The sequence below is a fragment of the Streptomyces sp. ERV7 genome (assembly GCF_001653515.1).
GTDB lineage: Bacteria > Actinomycetota > Actinomycetes > Streptomycetales > Streptomycetaceae > Streptomyces.
Genome location: NZ_LYOY01000040.1, coordinates 838563 through 863603, shown reverse-complemented (window position 1 = coordinate 863603; position 25041 = coordinate 838563). Strand labels below are relative to the sequence as shown.

At 72.1% G+C, this 25041-nt stretch carries 25 protein-coding genes; 14 read left to right on the top strand and 11 right to left on the bottom strand.

All coding sequences use genetic code 11. The features are described from left to right. Positions 1 to 17 precede the first annotated feature (17 nt). Entirely contained in the window at positions 18 to 1493 is a 1476-nt protein-coding gene (locus tag A8W25_RS18490) for an MFS transporter (protein ID WP_067162886.1), read from the top strand. Beyond that, positions 1490 to 2059 (top strand): TetR family transcriptional regulator, encoded by a 570-nt coding sequence (locus tag A8W25_RS18485; protein WP_067162884.1) that lies wholly within the window; start codon positions 1490 to 1492, stop codon positions 2057 to 2059. Before A8W25_RS18490 ends, A8W25_RS18485 begins: the two co-directional genes overlap by 4 nt. 99 nt (positions 2060 to 2158) lie before the next feature. Here A8W25_RS18485 and A8W25_RS18480 read toward each other — a convergent pair whose 3' ends face one another. Further along, a complete protein-coding gene (locus A8W25_RS18480) occupies positions 2159 to 3349 on the bottom strand; it encodes a sensor histidine kinase (RefSeq protein ID WP_067162882.1) in 1191 nt (396 codons plus the stop codon). Beyond that, positions 3346 to 4005 carry a response regulator transcription factor gene (locus A8W25_RS18475; RefSeq protein WP_067162880.1) on the bottom strand — a complete coding sequence of 220 codons (660 nt, stop codon included), beginning with the start codon at positions 4003 to 4005 and terminating at the stop codon, positions 3346 to 3348. The genes A8W25_RS18480 and A8W25_RS18475 overlap by 4 nt, the downstream gene beginning before the upstream one ends. Positions 4006 to 4094: 89 nt before the next feature. On the opposite strand from A8W25_RS18475, the gene A8W25_RS18470 reads away from it, so the two are divergent. Genes A8W25_RS18470 through A8W25_RS18455 form a run of 4 tightly spaced genes read left to right on the top strand, consistent with a single transcriptional unit; the run spans position 4095 to position 7595 of the window. Continuing rightward, positions 4095 to 4595, top strand: a complete 501-nt coding sequence (locus A8W25_RS18470; protein ID WP_067162878.1) for a hypothetical protein — start codon at positions 4095 to 4097, stop codon at positions 4593 to 4595. After that, entirely contained in the window at positions 4592 to 5650 is a 1059-nt protein-coding gene (locus A8W25_RS18465) for an efflux RND transporter periplasmic adaptor subunit (protein WP_199831776.1), read from the top strand. Before A8W25_RS18470 ends, A8W25_RS18465 begins: the two co-directional genes overlap by 4 nt. Further along, complete coding sequence (locus A8W25_RS18460; RefSeq protein WP_067162875.1) at positions 5647 to 6336, top strand: ABC transporter ATP-binding protein; 690 nt, start codon at positions 5647 to 5649, stop codon at positions 6334 to 6336. Before A8W25_RS18465 ends, A8W25_RS18460 begins: the two co-directional genes overlap by 4 nt. A gap of 14 nt (positions 6337 to 6350) precedes the next feature. Continuing rightward, complete coding sequence (locus A8W25_RS18455; protein ID WP_067162873.1) at positions 6351 to 7595, top strand: ABC transporter permease; 1245 nt, start codon at positions 6351 to 6353, stop codon at positions 7593 to 7595. Positions 7596 to 7673: 78 nt separating this feature from the next. Here the strand turns inward: A8W25_RS18455 and cynS are convergent, their stop codons facing one another. Both cynS and A8W25_RS18445 read right to left on the bottom strand, forming a co-directional pair. Further along, positions 7674 to 8144 carry a cyanase gene (cynS, locus tag A8W25_RS18450; protein WP_067162867.1) on the bottom strand — a complete coding sequence of 157 codons (471 nt, stop codon included), beginning with the start codon at positions 8142 to 8144 and terminating at the stop codon, positions 7674 to 7676. Between the two features lie 39 nt (positions 8145 to 8183). Next, positions 8184 to 8780, bottom strand: coding sequence for a carbonic anhydrase (locus A8W25_RS18445; RefSeq protein ID WP_067162865.1), 597 nt, complete (start codon positions 8778 to 8780; stop codon positions 8184 to 8186). Between the two features lie 123 nt (positions 8781 to 8903). On the opposite strand from A8W25_RS18445, the gene cynR reads away from it, so the two are divergent. Further along, a complete protein-coding gene (gene cynR, locus A8W25_RS18440; protein ID WP_199831775.1) occupies positions 8904 to 9806 on the top strand; it encodes a transcriptional regulator CynR in 903 nt (300 codons plus the stop codon). 108 nt (positions 9807 to 9914) lie between these two features. Beyond that, entirely contained in the window at positions 9915 to 11081 is a 1167-nt protein-coding gene (locus A8W25_RS18435; RefSeq protein ID WP_067162863.1) for an alpha-hydroxy-acid oxidizing protein, read from the top strand. On the opposite strand, the gene A8W25_RS18430 is transcribed toward A8W25_RS18435, so the two are convergent. Then, on the bottom strand, positions 11030 to 11914 hold the full coding sequence (locus tag A8W25_RS18430) for an AfsR/SARP family transcriptional regulator (RefSeq protein ID WP_158942609.1): 885 nt from the start codon (positions 11912 to 11914) through the stop codon (positions 11030 to 11032). The two genes, A8W25_RS18435 and A8W25_RS18430, sit on opposite strands and share 52 nt — an antisense overlap. Before the next feature lie 527 nt (positions 11915 to 12441). Here A8W25_RS18430 and A8W25_RS18425 point away from each other — a divergent pair. The 3 genes from A8W25_RS18425 to A8W25_RS18415 all read left to right on the top strand — a co-directional run bounded on the left by A8W25_RS18425 (position 12442) and on the right by A8W25_RS18415 (position 17771). Further along, positions 12442 to 16260 carry a CHAT domain-containing tetratricopeptide repeat protein gene (locus A8W25_RS18425; protein ID WP_067162860.1) on the top strand — a complete coding sequence of 1273 codons (3819 nt, stop codon included), beginning with the start codon at positions 12442 to 12444 and terminating at the stop codon, positions 16258 to 16260. 20 nt (positions 16261 to 16280) lie between these two features. Next, positions 16281 to 16694: a hypothetical protein gene (locus A8W25_RS18420; RefSeq protein ID WP_067162858.1), complete on the top strand. Its 414-nt coding sequence runs from the start codon at positions 16281 to 16283 to the stop codon at positions 16692 to 16694. 66 nt (positions 16695 to 16760) lie between these two features. Further along, positions 16761 to 17771 (top strand): GlxA family transcriptional regulator, encoded by a 1011-nt coding sequence (locus tag A8W25_RS18415; protein WP_067162856.1) that lies wholly within the window; start codon positions 16761 to 16763, stop codon positions 17769 to 17771. Positions 17772 to 17877: 106 nt separating this feature from the next. Here the strand turns inward: A8W25_RS18415 and A8W25_RS33505 are convergent, their stop codons facing one another. The 3 genes from A8W25_RS33505 to A8W25_RS18405 are packed head-to-tail and all read right to left on the bottom strand — an operon-like array spanning position 17878 to position 19982. Then, the gene (locus A8W25_RS33505) at positions 17878 to 18009 is read right to left on the bottom strand and encodes a hypothetical protein (RefSeq protein ID WP_420708479.1); all 132 of its coding nucleotides are present in this window, start codon (positions 18007 to 18009) and stop codon (positions 17878 to 17880) included. A gap of 3 nt (positions 18010 to 18012) precedes the next feature. Then, positions 18013 to 19062: a Zn-dependent alcohol dehydrogenase gene (locus tag A8W25_RS18410; RefSeq protein WP_067162854.1), complete on the bottom strand. Its 1050-nt coding sequence runs from the start codon at positions 19060 to 19062 to the stop codon at positions 18013 to 18015. Next, complete coding sequence (locus A8W25_RS18405; RefSeq protein WP_420708478.1) at positions 19059 to 19982, bottom strand: acyl-CoA dehydrogenase family protein; 924 nt, start codon at positions 19980 to 19982, stop codon at positions 19059 to 19061. Before A8W25_RS18405 ends, A8W25_RS18410 begins: the two co-directional genes overlap by 4 nt. Here A8W25_RS18405 and A8W25_RS18400 point away from each other — a divergent pair. Continuing rightward, positions 19911 to 20489, top strand: a complete 579-nt coding sequence (locus A8W25_RS18400; RefSeq protein ID WP_420708503.1) for a hypothetical protein — start codon at positions 19911 to 19913, stop codon at positions 20487 to 20489. The genes A8W25_RS18405 and A8W25_RS18400 overlap by 72 nt on opposite strands. 24 nt (positions 20490 to 20513) lie before the next feature. Here the strand turns inward: A8W25_RS18400 and A8W25_RS18395 are convergent, their stop codons facing one another. Together A8W25_RS18395 and A8W25_RS18390 are read right to left on the bottom strand one after the other, a co-directional pair. Continuing rightward, positions 20514 to 20780 carry a DUF4031 domain-containing protein gene (locus A8W25_RS18395; RefSeq protein ID WP_067162852.1) on the bottom strand — a complete coding sequence of 89 codons (267 nt, stop codon included), beginning with the start codon at positions 20778 to 20780 and terminating at the stop codon, positions 20514 to 20516. Then, positions 20777 to 21148 carry a hypothetical protein gene (locus A8W25_RS18390; RefSeq protein WP_067162850.1) on the bottom strand — a complete coding sequence of 124 codons (372 nt, stop codon included), beginning with the start codon at positions 21146 to 21148 and terminating at the stop codon, positions 20777 to 20779. Before A8W25_RS18390 ends, A8W25_RS18395 begins: the two co-directional genes overlap by 4 nt. Positions 21149 to 21234: 86 nt before the next feature. On the opposite strand from A8W25_RS18390, the gene A8W25_RS18385 reads away from it, so the two are divergent. Beyond that, a complete protein-coding gene (locus A8W25_RS18385; protein ID WP_067162848.1) occupies positions 21235 to 22155 on the top strand; it encodes a MurR/RpiR family transcriptional regulator in 921 nt (306 codons plus the stop codon). Positions 22156 to 22197: 42 nt separating this feature from the next. Next, positions 22198 to 23115: an N-acetylmuramic acid 6-phosphate etherase gene (murQ, locus tag A8W25_RS18380; protein ID WP_067162847.1), complete on the top strand. Its 918-nt coding sequence runs from the start codon at positions 22198 to 22200 to the stop codon at positions 23113 to 23115. Positions 23116 to 23210: 95 nt separating this feature from the next. On the opposite strand, the gene groL is transcribed toward murQ, so the two are convergent. Further along, a complete protein-coding gene (gene groL, locus A8W25_RS18375; protein WP_067162842.1) occupies positions 23211 to 24833 on the bottom strand; it encodes a chaperonin GroEL in 1623 nt (540 codons plus the stop codon). Positions 24834 to 25041 lie beyond the last annotated feature (208 nt).

The following is a 25041-nucleotide window of genomic DNA, read 5'->3' as shown; positions in this document are numbered from 1 at the left end:
CCAGCCTCTGGAGCAGCATGACCGCGGCGTCAGCCACCCCCGCCCACGACCCCCGCAGCCGTTTCGTCGTGCCCGTGCTCGCCTTCTGCGGTGTGGTCGTCGCCGTGATGCAGACGCTGGTCGTGCCGCTGCTGCCGCACATCCCGGCCCTCACCGGAAGCACACCGGCCGCCGCGGGCTGGCTCGTCACCATCACCCTGCTCACCGGCGCGGTCTTCACCCCGGTCCTCGGCCGGGTCGGCGACATGTACGGCAAGCGGCGCGTCCTGCTCGCCTCGCTCGGTGTGCTGACCGCCGGGTCCGTGCTGTGCGCCGCCACCTCCGACATCGGCGTGCTCATCGCGGGCCGGGCACTCCAGGGCGCCGCCCTGGCCGTCATCCCGCTCGGCATCAGCATCATCCGCGACGAACTGCCGCCGGCCCGGGTGCTGCCGTCCATCGCCCTGATGAGCTCCACCCTCGGCATCGGCGCCGCCGTGGGGCTCCCGGTGGCCGCCCTGGTCGTGGAGAACTTCGACTGGCACACCATGTTCTGGGCGTCGGCCGCCCTCGGCCTGCTCGATCTGCTCCTGGTGCTCTGGATCGTGCCGGAGTCCCCGGTGCGCACCCCCGGCCGCTTCGACGTGCTCGGCACCCTCGGCCTCACCGCCGCCCTGGTCGGCCTGCTGCTCGCGATCACCCAGGGCGCCGACTGGGGCTGGACCTCGGCGCCCACCCTCGGCCTGCTCGCCGGTTCGCTGCTGGTGGCCCTCGTCTGGGGCGCCTACGAGCTGCGCACCGCATCCCCGATGGTCGACCTGCGGGTCTCGGCCCGGCCCACGGTCCTGCTCACCAACATCGCCGCGCTCTTCATCGGGTTCGCCTTCTACGCCAACTCGTTGGTGACCGCGCAGATGGTGCAGGAGCCCAAGGCGACCGGATACGGGCTCGGCGCCTCCCTCGTGGTCAGCGGTCTGTGCATGCTGCCCGGCGGCCTCTCGATGGTCGCGCTGTCACCGGTGTCGGCCAAGATATCCGCCAAGTACGGCCCCAGGACGGCCCTCGCCCTGGCCGCCTCCGTCATGGCGGTCGGGTACGTCGTCCGGTTCTTCACCAGCCACAGCCTCTGGCTGATCGTGGCCGGCGCCACCGTGGTCTCCGCCGGCACCGCCATCGCGTACTCGGCGCTCCCGGCCCTCGTCATGCAGGGCGTTCCGGTGGGCGAGACCGGCGCCGCCAACGGCCTCAACACCCTGATGCGCTCGGTGGGCCAGGCGTGCTGCAGCGCGGTGGTCACCGCGGTCCTGGCCAACGTGACGTTCGAGGCGGCGGGCCGTACCGCGCCCACCCTCCACGCGTATCTGCTGATCTTCCTCATCGCGGCGGGCGCCGCGCTCGCGGCCCTGGTGGCGACGGCGTTCCTGCCCTCGCGGCGGCCCGGGCGCGCCGAGCCGTCCGCGCCCGGTACGGTCGGAGCGTCGACATCGGTGCCCGCGGCCCAGGAGGGCAGATGACCACCGCCGAGCACACCGCCACCCCCGAGCAGGGCACGGGGCGGGACGCCATCCTGCGGGCCGCGCGCCGCGCCTTCGCCCTGCGCGCCTACGCCGAGGTGACCCTGCGGGGCATCGCGGCCGACGCGGGGGTCAGCCCGTCCCTCATCGTGAAGCGGTTCGGCAGCAAGGAGCAGCTGTTCCACACGGTCGCCGACTTCCAGCCCGTGGCCGACGAGCTGTTCGCGGCGCCGCCGGCCTCGCTGGGGCGCCATCTGGTCCTCACCATGCTGCGGCTGCGTGACGAGTTCCGGGGCGACCCGCTGCTGCGGGTCGTCTTCTCGCTCGGGCGGGACGACGAGCGGACGCTGCTGCGGGACCGGTTCCGGGAGCAAGTGACCGCGCGGCTGTCCGGACTGCTGCCCGGGCCCGACGGGGAGTTGCGGGCCGAGTTGATCGCCGGGCAGTTGCTGGGGCTGGGGGCCACGCTGAGCCTGCATCGCCCTGGTGCGGGCAATCTCGCCTCGCCCGAGCGGCTTGCCGATTTGTATGCGCCAGGCTTGCAGCGGCTGATCTCCGGCGACTGACCGCTCCCGCCTGTTGTTCCTCGACTGCGGGCCGTCCAGGGGTGGTCGCGCAGTTCCCCGCGCCCCTGGGGGGGTACGGGACCAGCCCACCCGTAGCCCCTAGGGGGTACGGGAGAAGCCCACCTGTACCGTCAACCCACCCCCCTCCCCGTTCGCGTACGCCGCCGTCGTCCCCCCGTGTGCCCGGGCGATCGCCGCGACGATCGACATGCCCAGGCCGGCGCCCTCGCCCGGGGCATGGCGGTGGCGTTGGGTGAGACGGCGGAACGGCTCGAAGAGCAGGTGGACCGTGTCCGGCGGGATCTCGGGGCCGGTGTTGGACACCGTGATGCCGTCGGGGCCGGTGCGGACCTCGACCCGGCCCTGCGGCACGTTGTGGCGGATGCCGTTGGCGACCAGGTTGTGCAGCAGCCGGTCGAGCAGCACCGCGTCACCGGGCACGGTCAGGGGTCCGGCCCGGAGCGTGACCGTGACGCCCCGCTCCCGGGCCTCCCGCGCGAGCGCGTCCACCGCCTCGCGGGCGACCTCGTGCACCGCCACCGGCTCCCGGCGCTCCAGGCCCTGCTCGGAGGCCGCGAGCAGCAGCAGCCCCTCGATGATCCGCTCGCTGTCGTCGGCGACCGCGATGAGCCTGGCGCGGATCCGCGCCACCTTCGGCGCGTCCGGCTCCCCCGCGAGCCCGATCTCGGCCGCCGCCCGCTGCACGGCCACCGGGGTCCGCAGCTCGTGGGCGGCGTTCGCGGCGAACCGCTGCTGCGCCGAGACGAGCTGCTCCATTCGCCCCAGCATCCCGTCGAAGGTGTCCGCGAGTTCCTTGAGCTCCCCCGGCGGGGCCTCCAGGGCGATCCGCTCGTGCAGGTTCTCGCCGGACAGCCGCCGTGCGGTCTCGGTGATCACGGCGACCGGGCGCAGCACCCGGCCCGCCATCCACCAGGCCAGGGCGATGGAGAGCACCGCGTAGGCGCAGAGCACGATCACCGAGACCACCAGCAGCCGGTTGAGCGCGGCGTCCTCGGCCGCGTCGCTGAGCGTCCGGGTCACCGCGAGGCCCCGTACGACGCCCGGCGGCAGCGGGGACGGGCTCGCGGGCACGGCGCTCTGCCAGGGAGCGGGAGTGGGGGTGGGGAGGTCCCTCAGCTCCTTGGCGGGCACGGCGGTCGTCACGGCCGTGCTGATCGACGTGTAGAGGCCCTGCTGGACCAGCAGGTACACCACCCCGGTGAGCAGGGCGCCCGCCAGGACGAGGAGCCCTCCGTACAGCGCGGTCAGCCGGGCGCGTTCGGACCTCATGCGCCGATCCGGTAGCCCGCGCCCGGCACCGTCTCCACCACGGGCGGCTCGCCCAGTTTGGCGCGGAGCTTGCTGAGGGTGACGCGTACGGCGTTGGTGCGGTAGCTGGTGTGCTCCTCCCACACCTGCTCGATGAGGTCCTCGCCGCTGACCACCGCGCCCTCCGCCCGCAGCAGCGCCTCCAGGACCGCGAACTCCTTGCGCGACAGATGCAGATGGCGTCCGTCCCGGTCGGCCTGGCGGCGGGCGGTGTCCAGGACGATCCCCGCGCGCTCCAGGACGGGCGGCAGCGCGGGCCGGGCGCGGCGGCCGAGCGCGAGGACACGGGCGAGGAGCTCGTCGTACGCGAACGGCTTGGCGAGGTAGTCGTCGGCGCCCAGGCCGAGTCCCTCGACCCGGTCGCGTACGGTCCCGGCGGCCGTCAGCATCAGCACCCGGGTGAGCAGCCGCTCCTCGACCACGTGGCGGCACACGTCGTCGCCGTGCAGGCCCGGCAGATCGCGGTCGAGGACCATCACGTCGTACGTGCCGAAGGCCAGCTTGCGCAGCGCCTCGGTGCCGTCCGTGGCCACATCCACGGCGAGCGCGTCGCGGCGCAGCCCCTCGGCGATCATCTCCGCCAGGAATTCCTCGTCCTCCACCACCAGTACGCGCATGCCCCCTGTGTATACGAAGGCGGCCTTTCGCCGTTGTTAACGCTTCCGCTGAGAGAAACGAAACACCCCCTCGCGGCAGGCTCCCGGCCATGACGACTTCGCAGCGACACCTCGGCAGGATCATGGCGGCCACGGCCCTCTCCGCTCTGGCACTCGTCGCCACCGGCTGTTCGGGCGACAAGGGCTCGGACGGCGGGAACGACGGCGCGAGCGACGCGGGCAAGAAGGCGGACCAGGCTCTGGCGCACCGCAAGTGCCTGCGCGAGCAGGGGCTGAACGTGCCCGAGCCCAAGCCCGGCCAGGACGACCGCGCCCTGAGCATCTCCGGCGACGGCATGACCAAGGAGAAGATGGAGAAGGCGCTGAAGGCGTGCGCGGGCAAGGGGGGCTCGGGCGGCGGCGGCCAGGGCCCGACCCAGGCCGACAAGGACAAGATGCTCAAGTACGCCCAGTGCATGCGCAAGAACGGCTTCGCCATGCCCGACCCGAAGTTCGACGGCGGGATGATGTCGGCGCAGCGCATACCCGAGGGCGCCGAGAAGGAGAAGTTCGACAAGGCGAACAAGGCGTGCGAGAGCGTCAACCGATGAGCCGCCGCCGACTGGCCGTCGCGCTCACCACGATCGTCCTGGTCGCCGGGGGCGGCGTCGCCGTCACCGCGCTCGGCACCCCCGAGCACAAGAAGTCCGAGGACCGCTCCGGTCTGCCGCCCGCCACCGCCCCCGTCACCCGCGGCGACCTCAGCGACAGCTCGCAGCAGGACGGCACGCTCGGTTTCCTCGGCGAGCGCCGGATCAACGCGGGCGCCACCGGCACCCTCAACTGGATCGCGGGTACGGGCTCGACCGTGCGGCGCGACGGGCGCCTCTACGAGGTGGACGGCAGGCCGGTGCGGCTGATGTACGGCTCGGAGCCGATGTACCGGACGCTGAAGAGCGGCGACAAGGGCAAGGACGTGCGCCGGATCGAGGAGAACCTGGCGGCGCTCGGCTACACCGGCTTCACCGTCGACGACGAGTACACCTCGGCCACCGCCGCCGCGGTGAAGCGCTGGCAGAAGTCCCACGACCTCAAGCAGAGCGGGCAGATCGGGCCCGACCAGATCGCCTTCGCGGGCAGCGCCCTGCGGATCAAGGAGGCGGGCGCGGCGGCCGGCGACCCGGTGAGCCCCGGCAAACCGGTCCTCACCGTGACCGGCTCGGAGCGGGTCGTACGGTTCAAGGTGGCGGTGGCGGACGCCGAGCGGGCGAAGACCGGGACGAAGGTCTCCGTACAGCTGCCGGACGGCGGCAGGGCGCCGGGCCGGGTGAGCGGGGTCGGCAGGACCGCGAAGCCGGGCGACGACGCCCAGGACAAGACGCCGAAGATCGAGATCACGGTCTCCTTCGACGACCCGAAGAAGGTCGACGGCTTCGACCAGGCGCCCGTCACCGTCGAGCTGACCGGCGAGACGAAGAAGGACGTCCTGTCCGTCCCGGTCAACGCGCTGCTCGCGCTGCCCGGCGGGGGCTTCGGGGTCCAGGTGGTGGAGAACGGCACCGCCCGGGAGGTCGAGGTCGGGCTCGGCATGTTCGGGCAGGGGCGCGTGGAGATCAGCGGCAGTGGGCTGCGCGAGGGAACGAAGGTCGGGGTGCCGTCCGTATGAGCACGGTCGTCCGGCTGACGGGCGTCACCAAGGAGTACGCGGGCGGCGTCCGGGCCCTCGACGGGGTCGATCTCATCATCGGGCAGGGCGAGTTGCTGGCGATCGCCGGTCCGTCCGGCTCCGGCAAGTCCACCCTGCTGCACATCGTCGGCACCCTGGACCGGCCCTCCGCCGGGACGGTGGAGATCGCGGGCCACGACGTCGCCTCGCTGAGCGACCGGCGGCTCTCGGCGCTGCGCTCGCAGCACATCGGCTTCGTCTTCCAGGCGTTCCATCTGGTGCCGGGCGTCAGCGCCCGGGACAACGTGGCCGAGGGGCTGCTCTACTCCGGGCTCTCGCGCGCCCGGCGCCGCTCCCTGGCCGCCGACGCGCTCGCCCGCGTGGGCCTGGCGGACCGGATGAAGCACCGCCCGCACGAGCTGTCCGGCGGCCAGAAGCAGCGCGTCGCCATCGCCAGGGCCGTCGTCGGCGAACCCGATCTGCTGCTCGCGGACGAGCCGACCGGGGCGCTGGACTCGGCGTCCGGAGAGGCCGTGATGGAGCTGCTGCACGATCTGAACCGGGAGGGGGCGACCATCGCCGTCATCACCCATGACACCGAGATAGCGGCGGGGCTCCCCCGCCAGGTGCGCATCCGCGACGGGCGCGTCGTCGCGGACACGGCACGGGGAAAGGTCGCGGCGTGACGGATTCCAGCTCGGTGACGTCCAACGGTCTCGCGGACACGGGCACCTCCCGCCGCCCCGGCGGCACTTCACGGCTCAAGGCCGCCCGGCTCGGCCCCCGGGACGTCCTGCACGTCGGTTCGGCCGGGCTGCGCAGCCGTCCGGTGCGGGTGGTGCTCTCCGCTCTCGGGATCGCCATCGGCATCGCGACGATGATCGCCGTGGTCGGTATCTCGGCCTCCAGCCAGGCGCAGTTGATGCGGCAACTCGACGCGCTCGGCACCAACATGCTGGTGGCGAAGCCGGGCGAGAGCATGTTCAGCGGGCAGGAGGTGAAGCTGCCCAAGGACGCGCCGGGCATGGTGGGCCGTATCAACGGCGTCCAGGAGGTCGGCGCCACCGGCGACCTCAAGCAGTCGGTGCGGCGCACCGAGAAGATCCCCAAGGCCGAGACCGGCGGGATCGCGGTCAAGGCGGCCGGCGAACGGCTCCTTCAGGTCCTGCGCGGCAAGGTCGCCTCCGGGACCTGGCTGAACGCCGCCAACGGCCGCTACCCGTCCGTGGTGCTCGGCCACGTCGCCGCCGAACGGCTCGGGGTGACCGGGCCGGGGCAGCAGGTGTGGATCGGCGACCGGTACTTCACGGCCGTCGGCGTCCTCGGCCCGATGCCGCTGGCACCCGAGATCGAACGCTCGGCGCTGGTCGGCTGGTCGGCGGCACAGCGGCTGCTCGGCTTCGACGGCCACCCCACGGCGGTCTACGAGCGGTCCACGGACGCCTCCGTACGGCAGGTGCAGAAGCTGCTCGCTCCCACCGTCGACCCGCGCAACCCGCAGAACGTCGCCGTCAGCGACCCGTCCGCCGCGCTCCAGGCGAAGGCGGCGACCGAGGGCGCGCTGTCCACGCTGCTGCTCGGCCTGGGCGGGATCGCCCTGCTCGTCGGTGGGGTCGGGGTCGCCAACACCATGATCATCTCGGTTCTGGAGCGCCGCCACGAGATCGGTCTGCGCCGCTCACTGGGCGCCACCCGGGGCCAGATCCGGGTGCAGTTCGTCGCGGAGTCGCTGATGCTCTCGGGTCTGGGCGGGCTCGCGGGCGTCGGTCTCGGCGCGGCGGCGACCGGCGTGTACGCCTCGTCCGGCGGGCTGCCGTGGGTGGTCCCGCTGTGGGCGGTCGGCGGCGGCTTCGGCGCGACCCTGGTGATCGGCACGATCGCGGGCCTGTATCCGGCGGTACGGGCGGCACGGCTCTCCCCCACGCTGGCGCTGCACGCGGCGTAGTGAGGGAGATGGCGGGTGGGCGGCGGGCCGTCGTGGGGGACGGTCTGCCGCCCACCTCCGTATCCGCTCAGAACCGGGTCAGAACGGCTTGGTCGGCAGGTACTTGCCGTCCAGCGTGATCACCGCGCGCTCGCCGCCCTCGGGGTCGGCGACCTTCTTCACGTCCAGCTTGAAGTTGATCGCGCTGATGATGCCGTCCCCGAACTGCTCGTGGACCAGCGCCTTGAGCGTGGTGCCGTACACCTGGAGCATCTCGTGGAAGCGGTAGATCGTCGGGTCGGTCGGGATGCCGCCGGGGATGGAGCCGCGCGTCGGGACGGTCGCGAGCAGCGTCGCGGCGTCGTCGTCCAGTTCCAGGAGCGCGGTGACCGCCTTCGCGGCATCGGCCGGGAGGGCGTGCTGGCCGAGCACGGCGGCGGTGACGAAGGCGACGGACAGACCGGTGACGTCGGCTATCCCCTGCCACGAGAGGTCCTTGCGTGTCTTCGCCTCCACGGCGGCGACGGCGACGGCCTGACGGGCAGCGGGGTCGAACTGGGCGTGCAGCATGGGAAATCGGTTCCTTCCGAAGTGGGACGGTGGGATGGATCAGGCGGCGCAGGCCGCGCGGCCGACGGTGCCGAGCTCCTCGACGGTGCCGCACGGGATGTCGTAGACCCAGCCGTGCAGGGTGAGCGTGTGCCGGGCGAGGGCGCGGGCCACCGAGGGGTGGGTCGCGAGGTTGGCGAGCTGGGCGCGGACGTTCTCGCGCACCAGGGCCGTCACCCGCTCCGCGCCGGTGGCGGTGGTGCGCGCCCGGGATGCGTCGGCGTGCCGCAGCCAGTCGGCGACGGCCGCCAGCGACTCCAGGTCGTGGCCCTCGGCTAGCGCGGTCATCGCCCCGCAGGCGGAGTGTCCGCACACCACGACGTCGGTGACGCCGAGGACGGCGACCGCGTACTCCACGCTCGCCGCCACACCGTCGGGGGCGGGGCCGTACGCGGGGACGAGGTTGCCCGCGGTGCGGATCACGAACAGATCGCCCGGCTCGCTCTGGGTGATCAGCTCGGGCACCACCCGGGCGTCGGAGCAGCTGATGAACAGCGTGCCGGGCCGATGGGTGCCGGCCAGAGCGGCGAAGAGCTCCGCCTTGGCCGGGAAGACGTCCTGGCGGAACCGCGCGACACCCTCGGTGAGGTCTTGCATGTCACTCCCTTCGATGACTGTCGGCCCCGAGAGGCTGACGAGATCCACCATGCATGACCTGCCCCTATAGCGTCCAAGACGTATTATCCATGTCTGCTATTGGTCTCATCTATAGTTGAGGGCATGGCTCCGGAACTGCGTCATCTGCGCTATCTGCTCGCCGTCGCCGAGCACGGCAACTTCACCCGTGCCGCCGAGGAGCTGCGCATCTCGCAGCCCACGCTCTCCCAGCAGGTCAAGCAGCTGGAACGCACGGTGGGGGCGCAACTCCTCGACCGCACCGGCCGGACCGTACGGCTCACCGACGCGGGCGGGACGTATGTCCACTACGCCCGCCGCGCGCTACGGGAACTGGCCGCGGCCGAGCGTGCCGTCCTCGATGTCGCCGACCTCTCGCGCGGCGGTCTGCGGCTGGCCGTGACGCCGACGTTCACCGCGTATCTCACCGGCCCGCTGATCGCGGAGCTCCACGCCCGGCACCCCGGAATCACCCTGGACGTCAAGGAGCTGGCGCAGGACCGGATCGAGGCCGGGCTGCTGGCCGACGAGCTCGATCTCGGTATCGCCTTCCACCGGCCCCATCTGCCCGGCATCACCGCGACGCCCCTGTTCACCGAGACCCTGACCCTCGTGGTGGCCGCCGCGAGCCCCGGCCCGGGCACCGGACCGCTTCCCGCCGGCGACCTGGCACACCTCCGACTCGCCCTGCTGAGCGGCGACTTCGCCACCCGCGGCCATATCGACGCCTACCTCGCCGCCCACCGGGTGCGCCCGCGCATCGCGGTGGAGGCCAACTCCGTCCAGGCCCTCACGGAGATCGTGCGGCGCACCCCGCTGGCCACCGTGCTGCCCGACGCGGTCACCCACGACCACCCGTATCTGCGTCCGGTCCCGCTCGAACCGCCGCTGCCCGCCCGCACGGTGACCCTTCTGCGGCGCGAGAGCGCGTACGAGAGCGCCGCCGCCCGCGCCTTCACCCGCCTCACCCGACAGGTCGTACGCGACCGCGCCTACCCGCCCGTCTGAGCCGGGCCGCAAGGGGCGCTGCGGCGAGAAGACGAGGGGTAGGGCACTGTGGGGTCGCGCCCGGGCGACGGGCCCGTGGGGTCGGGGATCGAGGGAGAGGGCCGCTTGATGAACCAGCCATTCGGTTTCTACCAGAACGAGATCTACTTCGAGGGGCTCGGCGGCGTCGTGCCGCGGTTCCCGTTCACGTACGAGGAGTTGGCGTCCCGGGCCGAGGCCGCGCTCGGGCCGTCCCTGTGGTCGTACGTGGCGGGCGGCGCGGGCGACGAGCGCACCCAGCGGGCCAACGCGTCGGCCTTCGAGCGCTGGGGGCTGTACCCGAGGATGTTCGTCGGGGCCGCGCGGCGCGACCTGTCCGTCGAGCTGTTCGGGGTGACCCTGCCGTCGCCGCTGTTCATGGCGCCGATCGGGGTCCTCGGGCTGTGCGCCCAGGACGGGCACGGCGATCTGGCGACGGCCCGGGCGGCCGCGCGCACCGGCGTCCCGATGGTCGCCTCGACGCTGACCGCCGACCCCATGGAAGAGGTGGCCGCCGAGTTCGGCTCGACTCCGGGCTTCTTCCAGCTGTACACGCCCTCCGACCGCGAGCTGGCCGAGAGCCTGGTGCGGCGCGCCGAGAAGGCGGGCTTCAAGGCCGTCGTCGTCACCCTGGACACCTGGGTCACGGGGTGGCGCCCGCGCGATCTGAGCACCGCCAACTTCCCCCAGCTGCGCGGCCACTGCCTGGCCAACTACACCTCCGACCCGATCTTCCGGGCCACTCTGGAACGCACTCCCGAAGAGGATCCGCGGGCGGCCGCCGGGCGCTGGGCGCAGATCTTCGCCAACCCGCTCACCTGGGACGATCTCCCCTGGCTGCGGTCGCTCACCCAGTTGCCGCTGATCGTGAAGGGCATCTGCCACCCCGAGGACGTCCGGCGCGCCAAGGACGGCGGCGTGGACGGCGTCTACTGCTCCAACCACGGCGGCCGCCAGGCCAACGGCGGGCTGCCCGCCCTCGACGCGCTGCCCGGTGTGGTCGAGGCGGCCGACGGTCTGCCCGTCCTGTTCGACTCGGGTATACGCACCGGGGCGGACGCGGTGAAGGCCATAGCCCTCGGCGCCACGGCCGTCGGCGTCGGGCGCCCCTATGCGTACGGGCTGGCCGTGGGCGGTACGGACGGCGTCGTCCACGTGCTGCGCTCGCTGCTCGCCGAGGCCGATCTGCTGATGGCGGTGGACGGTTATCCCACGCTGGCGGACCTCACACCGCAGTCCCTCCAGCGCGTTCTCTGACCTTCGCGCTCCGGCCCTCGTACGGCCGACGCCGTCACACCGACGGCTTCCAGCCTCGCCGGGTCGGCCCGCAGGATGGCTTCCTGGGTCAGCCGCAGCGGCGGGCCCGGCTCCACGCCCAGCTCCTCGCGGATGACCTGGCGCGCGCTGCGGTAGACGCCCAAGGCGTCGCCCTGGCGGCCCACCCGGTAGAGGGCGGCCATCAACTGCCGGTAGAAGGGCTCGCGCAGCGGGTGCTGGACGACGAGTCCCTTGAGCTCCTCTATCACGGCGTGATGGCGGCCGAGCGCCAGGGCCGATTCAATGTTCAGCTCGATGCAATTCAGCCTTTTTTCCTCCTCCACGGCGGCGAAGGAGCCGATCTCCGAAGACCCCGACATGCCGTCCAGAACCGGCCCCCGCCACATGGCGAGGGCATTTCTCAGACACTCGGAAGCAGCCGCGTAGTCGGCCGCCAGGTAACGGGCCCGGCCACTTTCATACAACCTCTCGAAGGTCCGTACATCGAGTTGGTTCTGGCTGACGTCGAGAATGTAACCCGGGGAAACGGTGACGATCGGCGAGGCCCGGCCGGGTGTGCCGAGCAGCTTGCGCAGCTGTGACACATAGACCCGCAGGCTCGCCGCCGCACACCGCGGCGGATGCTGTTCCCAGAGCTCCGCCATGAGTTTGTCGCCCGGTACCGTCTCCCCTGCCCGGATCGTCAGCAGAGCCAGCAGCTTGGCGATCTTCGGTGGCGCCGGCGTCAGATCGACGTCACCGCAGGTCACCCGGAGCCGCCCCAGTACCTCGTAGCGCAGCGGATGACTCGGTCGTGCATAGGACAGGGACACGTGACGCAACCCCCTTGAATGCATGCCAGGCATTCAACTAGTTCGGATCTCCCCGTTCACCCCAGGCACTCGCGCCCAAGCTGAACGCGATTGCCGATAAACATCGTAGTCGAGCACTCGTTACGTAACCATTAAAAGGGCGCTAACACCTGGAGCGCAGCACCCAGGAGTCATTTCGGCCACCAATCAGCGGGAATTCGATTACTAATTCCGATGCCTGTATACGGAACGCCCGAGGCGGGCGGCCGGGTGTGCCCCGGGCGAGGGGGCGGCCTGGTGTCCGTCCGGGGCGACGGCATCGGTTGTCTGGGACATGCCCACAGCTTGGCGGGGCGGTACCGTCCGTACGAGTGGCTGGATAGCCATGGTTCGCAGGGATCGGGCCACGCGACCTGACGGGGATCACGCCGGATAACAGCGAGGATCCGGCCATCGGGTTCGGGTCACACACCGAGGCCGGATTGTCTATCCTCGCACTCACATTGAGTGGCTGGGGAACCACTCGTGGTGATCATGGGGGTGGGGCCATGACCGAGCCGCTCAGCGAACGCCTGCTGGTGGACCTGCTGGACGACGGCCGGGTGCGGGTGTCGTCCTGGCCCGCCGCCGAGCACTCCCCCAGACCGGCCGGGGACCCGGCCGAGCTGGTGTGGCCGCTGGACGAGCAGGAGATGGCGGACCTGCGCTGGTATCTGGAGCAGTATCTGCGGATGCCGTTCGGCGTGTACGAGCAGCGGGGGCCGCGGGTGGCGGAGCGGCTGCCCGAGTGGGGCGCCCGGATCTTCTCGGCGCTGTTCGCCACGGCCGAGGCGCGCAAGGCGTACACCGAGGCGCGGACGCGGGGCGGACAGCTGGAGATCGTGCTGCGGTCGTGCTCCGCCGAACTGCTGGGCCTGCCGTGGGAGCTGATGGCCGACCCGGCGCGCACGGTCCCGATCGCGCTCGACCAGGTGGCCGTCTCGCGCAGCCTCCAGACCGGCGACACCCGGCAGGTGTTCACCGTCCCGGGCTCGCGGCTGCGGGTGCTGATGGTGATCTCGCGCCCGGACGGCGAGGCCGACGTCGGCTACCAGATGATCGCCCGGCCGCTGCTGCGCCGCCTTGAGGCGGTACGCGGAAGCGTGGAGCTGGTGGTGCTGCGACCGCCGACCCTGGAGCGGCTGGAGGAGGTGCTGACACGGGCCCGCGAGGACGGCGAGCCGTTCCAGGTGGTGCACTTCGACGGCCACGGCGTCTTCGGCCGGCTGCCGGCCTCCGGCGGCTGGGGCCCGATGATGTTCCAGCAGTCGGGCCCCCAGGGGATGCTGGCGTTCGAGAAGACCGGCGGCGGCAGCGATCTGGTGCCCGCGGGCCGGGTGGCGCAGGTGCTCGCCGGGGCGCAGGTGCCGGTGGTGGTCCTCAACGCCTGCCAGTCGGCCGTCGTCGGCTCCCAGGTCGAGGCGGCGGTGGCGACCCGGCTGATGCAGGAGGGCGTCGCCTCGGTGGTGGCGATGGCCTACAGCGTGTACGCGGTGGCCGCGTCCGAGTTCATGGCCGCCTTCTACGAGCGGCTGTTCGCCGGGGACCGGATGGCCGAGGCGGTCGCGGCGGGGCGCCGACGACTGGCCCTGAACAACGAACGCCCTTCGCTGAAAGGCATGTTGCCGCTGGCCGACTGGATGGTGCCGGTCTTCTACACCCGCAGCGAGGTGCGCTTCCCCGGGCTGCGCACCGAGCGGGAGTCGTCGGAGTCCCTCGACGGCATCCTCGACGCGATCCGGCGCCGACCCGAGGGCGGCCAGGAGTCGCGGCCGGACCAGGAGCTGGCCGCCGAGGGCGAGTTCATCGGCCGCGACGCGCTGTTCTACCGGCTGGACGTCGCCGCCCGGCTCCAGCGTGTGGTGGTCCTGCACGGGCCCGGCGGAACCGGCAAGACGGAGCTGGCCAAGGCCTTCGGCCGCTGGTGCCGCGACACCGGCGCGGTCGACCGGCCGGAGTGGGTGATCTGGCACTCCTTCGAGCCCGGGGTCGCCTCCTTCGGGCTCGACGGCGTCGTCAACGCGATCGGGCGCCGCGTCTTCGGCGAGAAGTTCGACACGCGGTTCGTCCTGCTGGACGCGGCGCAGCGCCAGGAGGCGGTGGAGCGGGCGCTGCGGACCCGGCGCGTGCTGCTGCTGTGGGACAACTTCGAGTCCGTACGCGCCATGCCGGACCCCGGGCAGGCGACGCCGCCGCTGCCGGAGCGGGAGCAGGGCGAGATGCGCGCGTTCCTGTCCCGCCTGGCCCGCGACAGCCGCAGCGCGGTCGTCATCACCAGCCGCTCCGACGAGTCCTGGCTGGGCGAGGGCGTCCGCCGCATCCGGGTCGACGGCCTGGACACCGAGGAGGCCACCCAGTACGCGGAGCAACTGCTCGCCCCCTACCCGCACACCCGCAGGAGCCGCGAGACGCGCGCGTTCGGGGAGGTGATGCGATGGCTGGACGGCCATCCGCTGAGCATGCGGCTCGTACTGCCGCATCTGGACACGACGAGCGCGGACGATCTGCTCGACGGGCTGCGGGGGGTCAGAGGGCTGCCCGGGGGCGACGACGGGGGCCGCACGACGTCGCTGGCGGCGAGCATCGCGTACTCGTTCGATCATCTGTCGGGGGAGGATCAGCGGGCGATGATCGTGCTGAGCCTGTTGCACGGGGTGGCGGACGCTGACGTGCTGGGGGCTTTCTCGGCCGTGCCGGAGGTGCCCGAGCAGTTCCGGGACCGCCCCGGTCAGGTCTGGGCCGAGCTGCTGGAACGGGCCTCGGCCCTGGGTCTCCTGTCGCCGGGTGAAGCGGGGACGTACCGGATCCATCCGGCGCTGCCGTCCTATCTGGCCGACCGCTGGAAGTCACAGGCGGGCGACGCGTACGACGATCAGCGCACAGCCTCCATCCACGCGCTGCTGGAGACCCACGCCGTCTTCAGCTCCTGGCTCAGCGAGCAACTGACCGGGAAACAGGCACAGTTCGCCGTGGCGCTGATCTCCGTCCACCGGAGGATGCTGGGGAGCATGCTCGGCTTCGCCCTGGACCAGCGCATGTGGACCCACGCCCAGACCGTCGCCCAACCACTGGACGAATACTGGCACTTGCGCGGCCTGGAAGAAGAGGCCGGAAGTTGGGCCCTGCGCATGCAGCTGGCCACGGAGGGTCCGGACGGCGTCCCACCCGGCCTGGACACTCCGGCAGGCGTCCTCTGGGCGTACGCCACCTGGGAACAGGCCAACCGGGAATTGGCGGCGGGACAGCTCGACCAGGCCGAAAGCACCTACCACTCCCATATCCAGGCCATGTTGGCCAGTCCCGAAAGCCCCACGCAGAGCAAGCGCATCGCCATCGGATACCACCAGCTCGGCATGCTCGCTCAGCAACGCGGACGGCTGGGAGAGGCTGAGGAGTGGTACCGCAAGTCCCTCACCATCAAGGAAGAACTCGGCGAACGGTCGGGGATGGCCATCGGATACCACGGACTGGGCATGGTCGCCCAGTACCGCGGGCGCCACGAGGAGGCCGTAGCGCTGTACCGCAAGTCTCTCGCCATCAGGGAGGAGCTCGGCAACCGACCCGGGATGGCAAGCGTGTACCACGAACTCGGCATCGCCCGCCAACTGCAGGGCCGGCTCACCGAAGCCGAGGAGTGGTACCACAAGTCCCTCGCCATCGAGAAGGAGCTGGGCGACCGGGGAGGGATGGCGAGCGGTTACCACCAGCTCGGTGCCCTCAGCCAACTGCAAGGCCGGCTCACCGAGGCTGAGGAGTGGTACCACAAGGCCCTCGCCATCAAGGAGGACCTCGGCGACCGTACGGGCACCGCCGCCGGGTATCAGCAGCTCGGCGCAGTCCATCACATGAAGGGCCAGCTGGCCGAGGCCGAGGAGTGGTACCACAAGTCCCTCGCCATCAAGGAGGTCCTCGGCTTCCGGGTCGGCATGGCCAACAGCTACCACGGACTGGGGATGGTCGCCCAGGAACTCGGACGGCTGACCGAGGCCGAGGAGTGGTACGGCAAGGCCCTCGCCATCAGGGAGGAGCTCGAGGACCGGGCGGGCACCGCATTCACGTGCGCGGAGCTCTGCTCGCTCGCCACGGAGCAGAACCGGCCGGACAAGGCCCTGGCATGGGCCGTCAGATGTGTGTCGCAGTTCGAGGAGATCCCGCACCCCGAGACCGGGGACAGCCCGGGGAACCTGCGGCTGCTGACCCAGTCCCTCGGCATCGCCGCCCTCGAACAGACCTGGCACTCCGTCACCGGCAACCCCCTCCCCACAGCTGTACGCCAGTACGTCCTCACACCCGAACCCGGCACCGACACCGGCACCGGCACCGACTGACCCCAGGAGGGCATCCGCACATGGCCGACCCCACCACTTCCACCCCCGTCGAACTCGGCGCCCGAGCCGCCGCCCGGCGCCTCGCCGACCGCCTCCACCCCGGGCTCCCCGACGAGGTGGAGGCCGCGCTGTACGCGCGCGGTGCCGTCGCGCGGCCCGGGCAGTACGCCGACCTCGACTCCCTCGCCACGCTCGTCGTGAGCGTCGCCACGCTGGCCTGGACCGTCTACAACGACCTGAGGACCAGGGCGGGGGCGCCCCGGCGCGAGGTGGCCGTGCGGCATGTGGAGGACCGGCTCGTCCGGGGCGACGCGCTGCCGCCGTCGCTCGCGCCCGCCGACCGGGACCGGATCATCGGCGTCACCGTCGACGAGGTCCTCGACGCGGCGGCCCGGCAGGAGGAGCAGGAGGAGGAGCAGGAGGAGAGGGAGTAGCCGGCGGCGTCTGCGGTGGCCTGATGGGCATGGCCCGCAGGGATCAGGCCACGTACACTCGGCCGCATGACCCCGCCCCCGGCCCCACTCCACCGCATCGTCGTGCTGGCGCTCGACGGCCTGCTCCCCTTCGAGCTCGGTATTCCGCAGCGGATCTTCGGGCGGGCCCGGAGCGCGGGTGAGGGGCGGGAGGCGCTGTACTCCGTCACCACCTGCTCGGTCCGGGCGCCCGGACCCGTGCAGACCGACGCCGACTTCGCCGTGCTCGTGGAGCACGGGCCCGAGGCGCTGGCCCTCGCGGACACCGTGGTCGTGCCCGCCTCGCACGAGCTGGGGCCGGTGTACGAGGAGGGGGTGCTCACGGACGAGCTCGCCCGGGCCCTCGCGTACGTACGGCCCGGTACGCGCATGGTCTCCATCTGCACCGGCAGCTATGTGCTGGCCGCCGCCGGGTACCTCGACGGGCGCCCCGCCACCACCCACTGGTGGCACGCCGAGCACTTCCAGCGGCTCTTCCCGGCCGTCGCCGTCGACCCGGACGTACTGTTCGTCGACGACGGGGACGTACTGACCTCGGCCGGGGTCGCCGCCGGGATCGACCTCTGTCTGCACCTGGTGCGGCGCGACCACGGGGCCGCGGTCGCCAACGACGTGGCCCGGCGGACGGTCGTACCGCCACACCGGGAGGGCGGGCAGGCCCAGTACATCGAACGGCCCCTGCCGCAGCCCCAGGTGGCGACCACCACCGGCGCCCGCGCCTGGGCCCTCGGCCGCCTCGACGAGCCGATCCAGCTGCGGGACATGGCGGAGCAGGAAGCCATGTCCGTACGGACGTTCACGCGCCGGTTCCGCGAGGAGACCGGGATGAGCCCCGGGCAGTGGCTCACCCAGCAGCGCGTCGAGCGGGCCCGGCACCTGCTGGAGTCGAGCGACCTGTCCGTGGACCAGATCGCCCGCGCCGCCGGATTCGGTACGGGTACCTCGCTGCGCCAGCACCTGCAGGCCGCGCTCGGGGTCCCGCCGACCGTCTACCGGCGCACCTTCCGCGCGGCCGGAGGCCACCGCGTCGGCGGCTGAGCCCGCACCCCGGTCGGGGACCGGCTCCCGCGGCACCCCGATCACCGTCAACCACCGATCACCGTCGACCACCGATCACCGTCGACCACCGGCCACCGGCCACCGCTCAGAACGTCAGCACCCCGCGTGCCACCCTCCCCTGCCGCGCGTCCTCCACCGCCTTGGCGAAGTCCTCGACCGGGTACGTCTCCGTCACCAGCTCGTCGAGGATCACCGTCGACCACCGGCCACCGGCCACCGCTCAGAACGTCAGCACCCCGCGTGCCACCCTCCCCTGCCGCGCGTCCTCCACCGCCTTGGCGAAGTCCTCGACCGGGTACGTCTCCGTCACCAGCTCGTCGAGGAGCAGGGCGCCGGTGCGGTACAGCCCGGCGTAGCGCGGGATGTCGTGCTGGGGCCGTGAACTCCCGTAGCGGCACCCCAGGATGGACTTGTCCAGGAACATCGCGGCGGGCGCGAACGTCGCCTCCGCCGTGGGCGCGGGCATCCCGAGCAGGATCGCCTGGCCGTGCCGGTCGAGCAGGTCGACGGCCTGCCGGACGAGCCCGACGTGGCCGACGCACTCGAAGACGTGGTCGGCGCCGGTCGCCAGGACCTCCCGTACGCCGTCCGCCGACGTCAGGAAGTGGGTGGCGCCGAACTGCCGGGCGGCGGCCTCCTTCGCCGGGTTGCTGTCGACGGCGACGATCGTCCGGGCACCCGCGATCCGGGCCCCTTGCAGCACATTGAGGCCGATGCCGCCGGTGCCGATGACGACGACGGTGTCGCCCCGGTCGACGCGGGCCCGGTTCAGTACGGCACCGACACCGGTCAGGACCGCGCAGCCGATGAGGGCGGCGGAGGCGAGCGGGAGGTCGGACGGGATCCGCACCGCCTGGACGGCCTTGACCACCGTGCGTTCGGCGAAGGCGGAGTTGGCGGCGAACTGGTGGACGGGCACGCCGCCGCGCGAGAACGGCCGGCCCGGCCGTCCGATCGCCTTGCGGCACATGGTGGGGCGCCCCCGGTCGCAGTCGGCGCACGCCCCGCAGTTGGCGAGGGTGGAGAGCGCCACATGGTCGCCGGGGGCGACATGGGTGACCCCCGTCCCGACGGCCTCGACGACGCCCGCGCCCTCGTGGCCGAGCACCACGGGTACGGGGAAGGGGATCGTCCCGTCGATGACGGAGAGATCGGAGTGGCAGAGCCCGGCGGCGGCGATCGCGACCCGGACCTCGCCGGGCCCCGGGTCGCGTATCTCCAGGTCGTCGACCACCTGTGCGTGCGTACCGTCGAACAGGACACCTCTCACTGGCCCCGGGCCTCCCTAGGCAGGCCGAGCACGCGCTCGGCGATGATGGTGCGCTGGATCTCGTCCGAGCCGCCGTAGACGGTGTCGGCGCGGGAGAAGAGGAACAGGCGCTGGAACGCGTCGAGCCGGTACGGCTTCTCCTCGCTCCAGTCGTCCGGGCCGACCGCGCCGGACGCGCCCCGTACGGCCATGGCGAGCTCGCCGAGGCGCTGGTGCCAGCCGCCCCAGAGGAGTTTGGCGACGCTGGGGGCGGCGGGGTCGGAGCCGCCGAGGGTGCGCAGCGCGTTCCAGCGCATGGTGCGCAGCTCGGCCCACTGACGGATGAGCCGCTCGCGGAGGAGCGGGTCCGCGTCCCCCGCCAGCCGCACGACCTCCTCCAACTCCCTCTCGAAACCGATCTGTTGGGCGAGCGTGGAGACGCCGCGCTCGGCGGCGAGCAGGTCCATGGCGACGCGCCAGCCGTTGCCCTCGCCGCCGACGAGGTGGTCGGGGTGGGCGCGGGCGCCGTCGAAGAAGACCTCGTTGAACTCGCTGGTCCCGGTGAGCTGCCGGATCGGCCGCACCTCGACGCTGCCGTCCGCCTGGTCCATGGGGACGAGGAGAAGGGAGAGGCCGTGGTGGCGGTGCGAGCCGGGTTCGGTACGGGCGAGCACGAAGCACCAGTCGGCCTCGTGGGCGTGCGAGGTCCAGATCTTCTGTCCGGTGACGCGGTACGCGCCGGTGGGATCGCCGGGGTCGCGGGTGGCGGCGGTGCGGACGGCCGCGAGGTCGGAGCCGGCGCCGGGTTCGCTGTAGCCCTGGCACCAGATGGCCTCGCCCCGGGCGACGGGGGGCAGGAAGCGGTCCTTCTGGGCGGGGGTGCCGGCCCCTACGCCGAGCGGCTGCTCGCACAGTGGGGCGAGCCGCACCGCAAGTACCACACCACCCGCCACCTCACCGCCGTGCTGCGGCACATCGACACCCTCGCCGACCACGCCGACGCCCCCGAACTCGTACGCCTCGCCGCCTGGTTCCACGACGCCGTCTACCGCCCGGACCGCTCCGAGAACGAGGAGCGCAGCGCGGCGCAGGCCGAACGCGCGCTCCCCGAGGCCGGGTTGAGCCAGGAGGCGACGGCCGAGGTCGCCCGGCTCGTACGCCTCACCGTCACCCACGACCCCCACGAGGGGGACACCAACGGCGAGGTCCTGTGCGACGCGGACCTGGCGGTGCTGGCCGGGGACCCGGAGGCGTACGCCGCGTACGCCGCCGCCGTCCGCGAGGAGTACGCCTTCGTCCCCGACGAGGCCTTCCGCACCGGCCGCGCCCAGGTCCTGCGCCAGCTCCTCGCCCTGCCCAGGCTGTTCCGCACCCCGTACGGCGGCAAGGAGTGGGAGGCCCGCGCCCGCGAGAACCTGACGACGGAACTGGAGCTGCTCACCGGCTGAGTCGTCACCGCACTGACCGGAGGGCTACGCCGGCCGCCCCTTCGGCCGTCGCAGCCCCGCGCCCGTGAGGCGCCGCACCAGTTCCTTGGAGCCGATCTCCACCGCCCCGGCCCGCACCGCGTCCGCGTACCGCGCCTCGGGCACGTCGTAGTGGTCGCGCTCGAACGCCCGCGGCGGGCAGCCGATGGCGGCCGCGAAGACGTGCAGCTCCTCGTACGAGACGTCGCTCACCAGGTGCGACCACAGACGGCCGTGGCCCGGCCAGGTCGGCGGGTCTATGTAGACCGTCATGCGAGCGGGCCCGCGTCCAGGCCGCCGACCGGGGCCACCGTCACGCCCGCCTTGCCGCACACCCAGTGCGGATCGGGGCCGAGCTCGGGCTCCACGTCCAGCGCGTGCGGGTCCCCCGCGTCGCAGACCGGGCAGATGGGCCAGCGGCCGTACTTCTCCAGGAGCGCGTCCTGTACGTCCTGCGCGACCAGACCGGCGACGTACTCCACGCCGTCCGGCCACTGCTCCACCCACCAGCGGCGATGCGTCACCGCGTCCTCGACCAGCGAGACCACATCGGCCTGGGCCACGTCGCGCGCGGCCAGATCCGCCAGCACCAGGGCGCGTGCGGCGTGCAGGGACTGCTCCAGGGGGTCGACGTCGTCCATGCAGCCATTGTCACCCCATCCGTCACTCGCCCCCGTCCGGGGCCAAGGGGTTGACCCGGTCCCAGCTGCGAAAATATCTTTCAGGGGTGACCCATGACGTGAAGGGAATTTTCACCGGCGACACGGCTCCCCCCGCCCCCGCCGCCCTCGCGGCCAAGGTGCGCACGCTGGCACCCTCCATGACCCGCTCGATGCAGCGCGTCGCCGAGGCCGTCGCCGGGGACCCGGCCGGCTGCGCCGCACTCACCGTCACCGGCCTCGCCGAGCTCACCGGCACCAGCGAGGCCACCGTGGTCCGCACCGCCCGCCTTCTCGGCTACCCCGGCTACCGCGACCTGCGCCTCGCGCTCGCCGGGCTCGCCGCCCAGCAGCAGTCGGGACGCGCCCCGGCCGTCACCGCCGACATCGCCGTGGACGACCCGATCGCCGATGTCGTCGCCAAGCTCGCCTACGACGAGCAGCAGACGCTGGCCGACACCGCCGCGGCCCTCGACACCGTCCAGCTCGGCGCCGCCGTCGCCGCCCTCGCCCAGGCCCGCCGCATCGACGTCTACGGCGTCGGCGCCTCCTCGCTCGTCGGCCAGGACCTCGCCCAGAAGCTGCTCAGGATCGGCCTGATCGCGCACGCCCACACCGACCCGCACCTCGCCGTCACCAACGCCGTGCAGCTGCGGTCGGGGGACGCCGCCGTCGCCATCACCCACTCCGGCGCGACCGGCGACGTCATCGAGCCGCTGCGCGTCGCCTTCGACCGGGGCGCCACCACCATCGCCGTCACCGGCCGCCCCGACGGCCCCGTCTCCCAGTACGCCGACCACATACTGACCACCTCGACGGCCCGCGAGAGCGAGCTGCGCCCGGCCGCGATGTCGTCCCGGACCAGCCAACTCCTCGTCGTGGACTGCCTGTTCATCGGGGTGGCCCAGCGCACGTACGAGACGGCCGCCCCCGCGCTCGCCGCCTCCTACGAGGCACTCGCCCACCGCCACAGCCCGCGCACCCGCTGACCCCGGGTGCCCTCGCACACGTACGGAAAGAGCAGCGCTGCCATGACTTCCACGTACGGGGAACTCCGCGCCCAGCTGGCCGCACTGACCACCGAGGCGTTCCGGCCCGAGCTCGCCGACATCGACCGGCTGCCGACCGCCGAGATCGCCCGGATCATGAACGGCGAGGACGCCACCGTCCCGGCCGCCGTCGCCGCGCAGCTGCCGCGGATCGCCGCCGCCATCGACGCCACCGCCGAGCGGATGGGCCGGGGCGGGCGGCTGGTGTACGCGGGCGCGGGCACCGCCGGGCGGCTCGGCATCCTGGACGCCAGCGAGTGCCCGCCGACCTTCAACACCGACCCCGCCCAGGTCGTCGGGCTGATCGCGGGCGGCCCGACGGCCATCGCCACCTCCGTCGAGGACGCCGAGGACTCCAAGGAGCTGGCGGCCGCCGCTCTGGACGGGCTCGGGCTGACCGCGCTCGACACCGTCGTCGGCATCTCCGCCTCCGGCCGCACCCCGTACGCGGTGGGCGCCGTGGAACACGCCCGTGCGCGCGGGGCGTTGACGATCGGCCTGGCCTGCAACACCGGCTCGCCGCTCGCCGCCGCCGCCGAGCACGGCATCGAGGTGGTGGTGGGCCCGGAGCTGCTGACCGGCTCGACCCGGCTGAAGTCGGGCACCGCCCAGAAGCTCGTCCTCAACATGATCTCGACGATCACGATGATCCGGCTGGGCAAGACGTACGGAAATCTCATGGTCGACGTCCAGGCCTCCAACGAGAAGCTGCGCGCCCGCTCCCGCCGGATCGTGGCGCTGGCCACGGACGCGGGCGACGACGCCGTCGAGGCGGCCCTCACCGCCGCCGGCGGCGAGGTGAAGACGGCGATCCTGATGCTCCTGGCGGACGTGGACGCGGCCACGGCGACGCGCCGGCTTGAGCGGGCCCGCGGCCGGCTGCGCGCGGCGCTGGCGTAGCCCTCCGTCCGCACCCGCACGCACGCCGAAGGGCGGCACCCCGAGTGGGGTGCCGCCCTCCGTACGTAACCGGGCTACCGATCCTCGGAAGAGGATCAGAAGTCCATGTCACCGCCCGGCATGCCGCCCGGAGCGGCCGCGGCGGCCTTCTCCGGCTTGTCGGCGATGACGGCCTCGGTGGTGAGGAACAGCGCGGCGATCGACGCGGCGTTCTGCAGCGCGGAGCGCGTGACCTTCGCCGGGTCGATGATGCCCTCGGCGATCATGTCGACGTACTCGCCGGTCGCGGCGTTCAGACCGTGGCCGACGGCCAGGTTGCGCACCTTCTCGACGACGACGCCACCCTCGAGACCACCGTTGACGGCGATCTGCTTCAGCGGGGCCTCCAGGGCGAGCTTCACGGCGTTGGCGCCGGTCGCCTCGTCACCCGACAGGTCCAGCTTCTCGAAGACCGAGGAGGCCTGGAGCAGGGCCACGCCACCGCCGGCGACGATGCCCTCCTCGACGGCCGCCTTCGCGTTGCGAACGGCGTCCTCGATGCGGTGCTTGCGCTCCTTGAGCTCCACCTCGGTGGCGGCGCCGGCCTTGATGACGGCCACGCCGCCGGCCAGCTTCGCCAGACGCTCCTGGAGCTTCTCGCGGTCGTAGTCCGAGTCCGAGTTCTCGATCTCGGCGCGGATCTGGTTCACGCGACCGGCGACCTGCTCGCTGTCACCGGCACCGTCGACGATGGTGGTCTCGTCCTTGGTGATGACGACCTTGCGGGCGCGGCCCAGCAGGTCGAGGCCCGCGTTCTCCAGCTTGAGGCCGACCTCCTCGGAGATGACCGTGCCGCCGGTGAGGATGGCGATGTCGTTCAGCATCGCCTTGCGGCGGTCGCCGAAGCCCGGGGCCTTGACGGCGACGGACTTGAAGGTGCCGCGGATCTTGTTCACGACCAGGGTCGACAGGGCCTCGCCCTCGACGTCCTCGGCGATGATCAGGAGCGGCTTGCCCGACTGCATGACCTTCTCGAGGAGCGGCAGCAGGTCCTTGACCGAGCCGATCTTCGAGTTGACGATCAGGATGTACGGGTCGTCGAGCGCGGCTTCCATGCGCTCCATGTCGGTCGCGAAGTACGCCGAGATGTAGCCCTTGTCGAAGCGCATGCCCTCGGTGAGCTCAAGCTCCAGACCGAAGGTCTGCGACTCCTCGACCGTGATGACGCCTTCCTTGCCGACCTTGTCCATCGCCTCGGCGATGAGCTCGCCGATCTGGGTGTCGGCGGCGGAGATGGAGGCCGTCGAAGCGATCTGCTCCTTGGTCTCGACATCCTTCGCCTGCTCCAGGAGCGCACCGGAGACGGCCTCGACGGCCTTCTCGATGCCGCGCTTCAGAGCCATCGGGTTGGCGCCGGCGGCGACGTTGCGCAGACCCTCGCGGACGAGCGCCTGGGCGAGGACGGTCGCGGTGGTCGTACCGTCACCGGCGACGTCGTCCGTCTTCTTGGCGACTTCCTTGACCAGCTCGGCGCCGATCTTCTCGTACGGGTCCTCGAGCTCGATCTCCTTGGCGATGGAAACACCATCGTTGGTGATCGTGGGGGCGCCCCACTTCTTCTCGAGGACGACGTTGCGGCCCTTGGGGCCAAGGGTGACCTTGACGGCGTCGGCGAGCTGGTTCATCCCGCGCTCGAGACCGCGCCGTGCCTCCTCGTCGAACGCGATGATCTTGGCCATGTGAAGTGGTCCTCCCGGACAGGGGTGGCGTTCTTCGTGGACCGTGACGGTGCCCGCGACGGACGGCCTGCAGCCCTTGTGGTTCCTTGCCCCACCCGGTCTGCGGGCCTCACTGACCCGATCCAAGTTCTGTCACTCTCACTGGGAGAGTGCTAAGCCCAATGATTAGCACTCGACCCAGGAGAGTGCAAGGCCGTCCCATCGTCCC

Coding starts and splice junctions, on each gene's coding strand:
- A8W25_RS18465 (WP_199831776.1), top strand. CDS start 4,592: ATGAGCCGCCGCCGACTGGCCGTCGCGCTCACCACGATCGTCCTGGTC.
- A8W25_RS18460 (WP_067162875.1), top strand. CDS start 5,647: ATGAGCACGGTCGTCCGGCTGACGGGCGTCACCAAGGAGTACGCGGGC.
- A8W25_RS18490 (WP_067162886.1), top strand. CDS start 18: ATGACCGCGGCGTCAGCCACCCCCGCCCACGACCCCCGCAGCCGTTTC.
- cynS (WP_067162867.1), bottom strand. CDS start 8,144: ATGCTGCACGCCCAGTTCGACCCCGCTGCCCGTCAGGCCGTCGCCGTC.
- A8W25_RS18475 (WP_067162880.1), bottom strand. CDS start 4,005: ATGCGCGTACTGGTGGTGGAGGACGAGGAATTCCTGGCGGAGATGATC.
- A8W25_RS18445 (WP_067162865.1), bottom strand. CDS start 8,780: ATGCAAGACCTCACCGAGGGTGTCGCGCGGTTCCGCCAGGACGTCTTC.
- A8W25_RS18485 (WP_067162884.1), top strand. CDS start 1,490: ATGACCACCGCCGAGCACACCGCCACCCCCGAGCAGGGCACGGGGCGG.
- A8W25_RS18470 (WP_067162878.1), top strand. CDS start 4,095: ATGACGACTTCGCAGCGACACCTCGGCAGGATCATGGCGGCCACGGCC.
- A8W25_RS18395 (WP_067162852.1), bottom strand. CDS start 20,780: ATGACGGTCTACATAGACCCGCCGACCTGGCCGGGCCACGGCCGTCTG.
- A8W25_RS18390 (WP_067162850.1), bottom strand. CDS start 21,148: ATGGACGACGTCGACCCCCTGGAGCAGTCCCTGCACGCCGCACGCGCC.
- cynR (WP_199831775.1), top strand. CDS start 8,904: ATGGCTCCGGAACTGCGTCATCTGCGCTATCTGCTCGCCGTCGCCGAG.
- A8W25_RS18425 (WP_067162860.1), top strand. CDS start 12,442: ATGACCGAGCCGCTCAGCGAACGCCTGCTGGTGGACCTGCTGGACGAC.
- murQ (WP_067162847.1), top strand. CDS start 22,198: ATGACTTCCACGTACGGGGAACTCCGCGCCCAGCTGGCCGCACTGACC.
- groL (WP_067162842.1), bottom strand. CDS start 24,833: ATGGCCAAGATCATCGCGTTCGACGAGGAGGCACGGCGCGGTCTCGAG.
- A8W25_RS18480 (WP_067162882.1), bottom strand. CDS start 3,349: ATGAGGTCCGAACGCGCCCGGCTGACCGCGCTGTACGGAGGGCTCCTC.
- A8W25_RS18420 (WP_067162858.1), top strand. CDS start 16,281: ATGGCCGACCCCACCACTTCCACCCCCGTCGAACTCGGCGCCCGAGCC.
- A8W25_RS18415 (WP_067162856.1), top strand. CDS start 16,761: ATGACCCCGCCCCCGGCCCCACTCCACCGCATCGTCGTGCTGGCGCTC.
- A8W25_RS18435 (WP_067162863.1), top strand. CDS start 9,915: ATGAACCAGCCATTCGGTTTCTACCAGAACGAGATCTACTTCGAGGGG.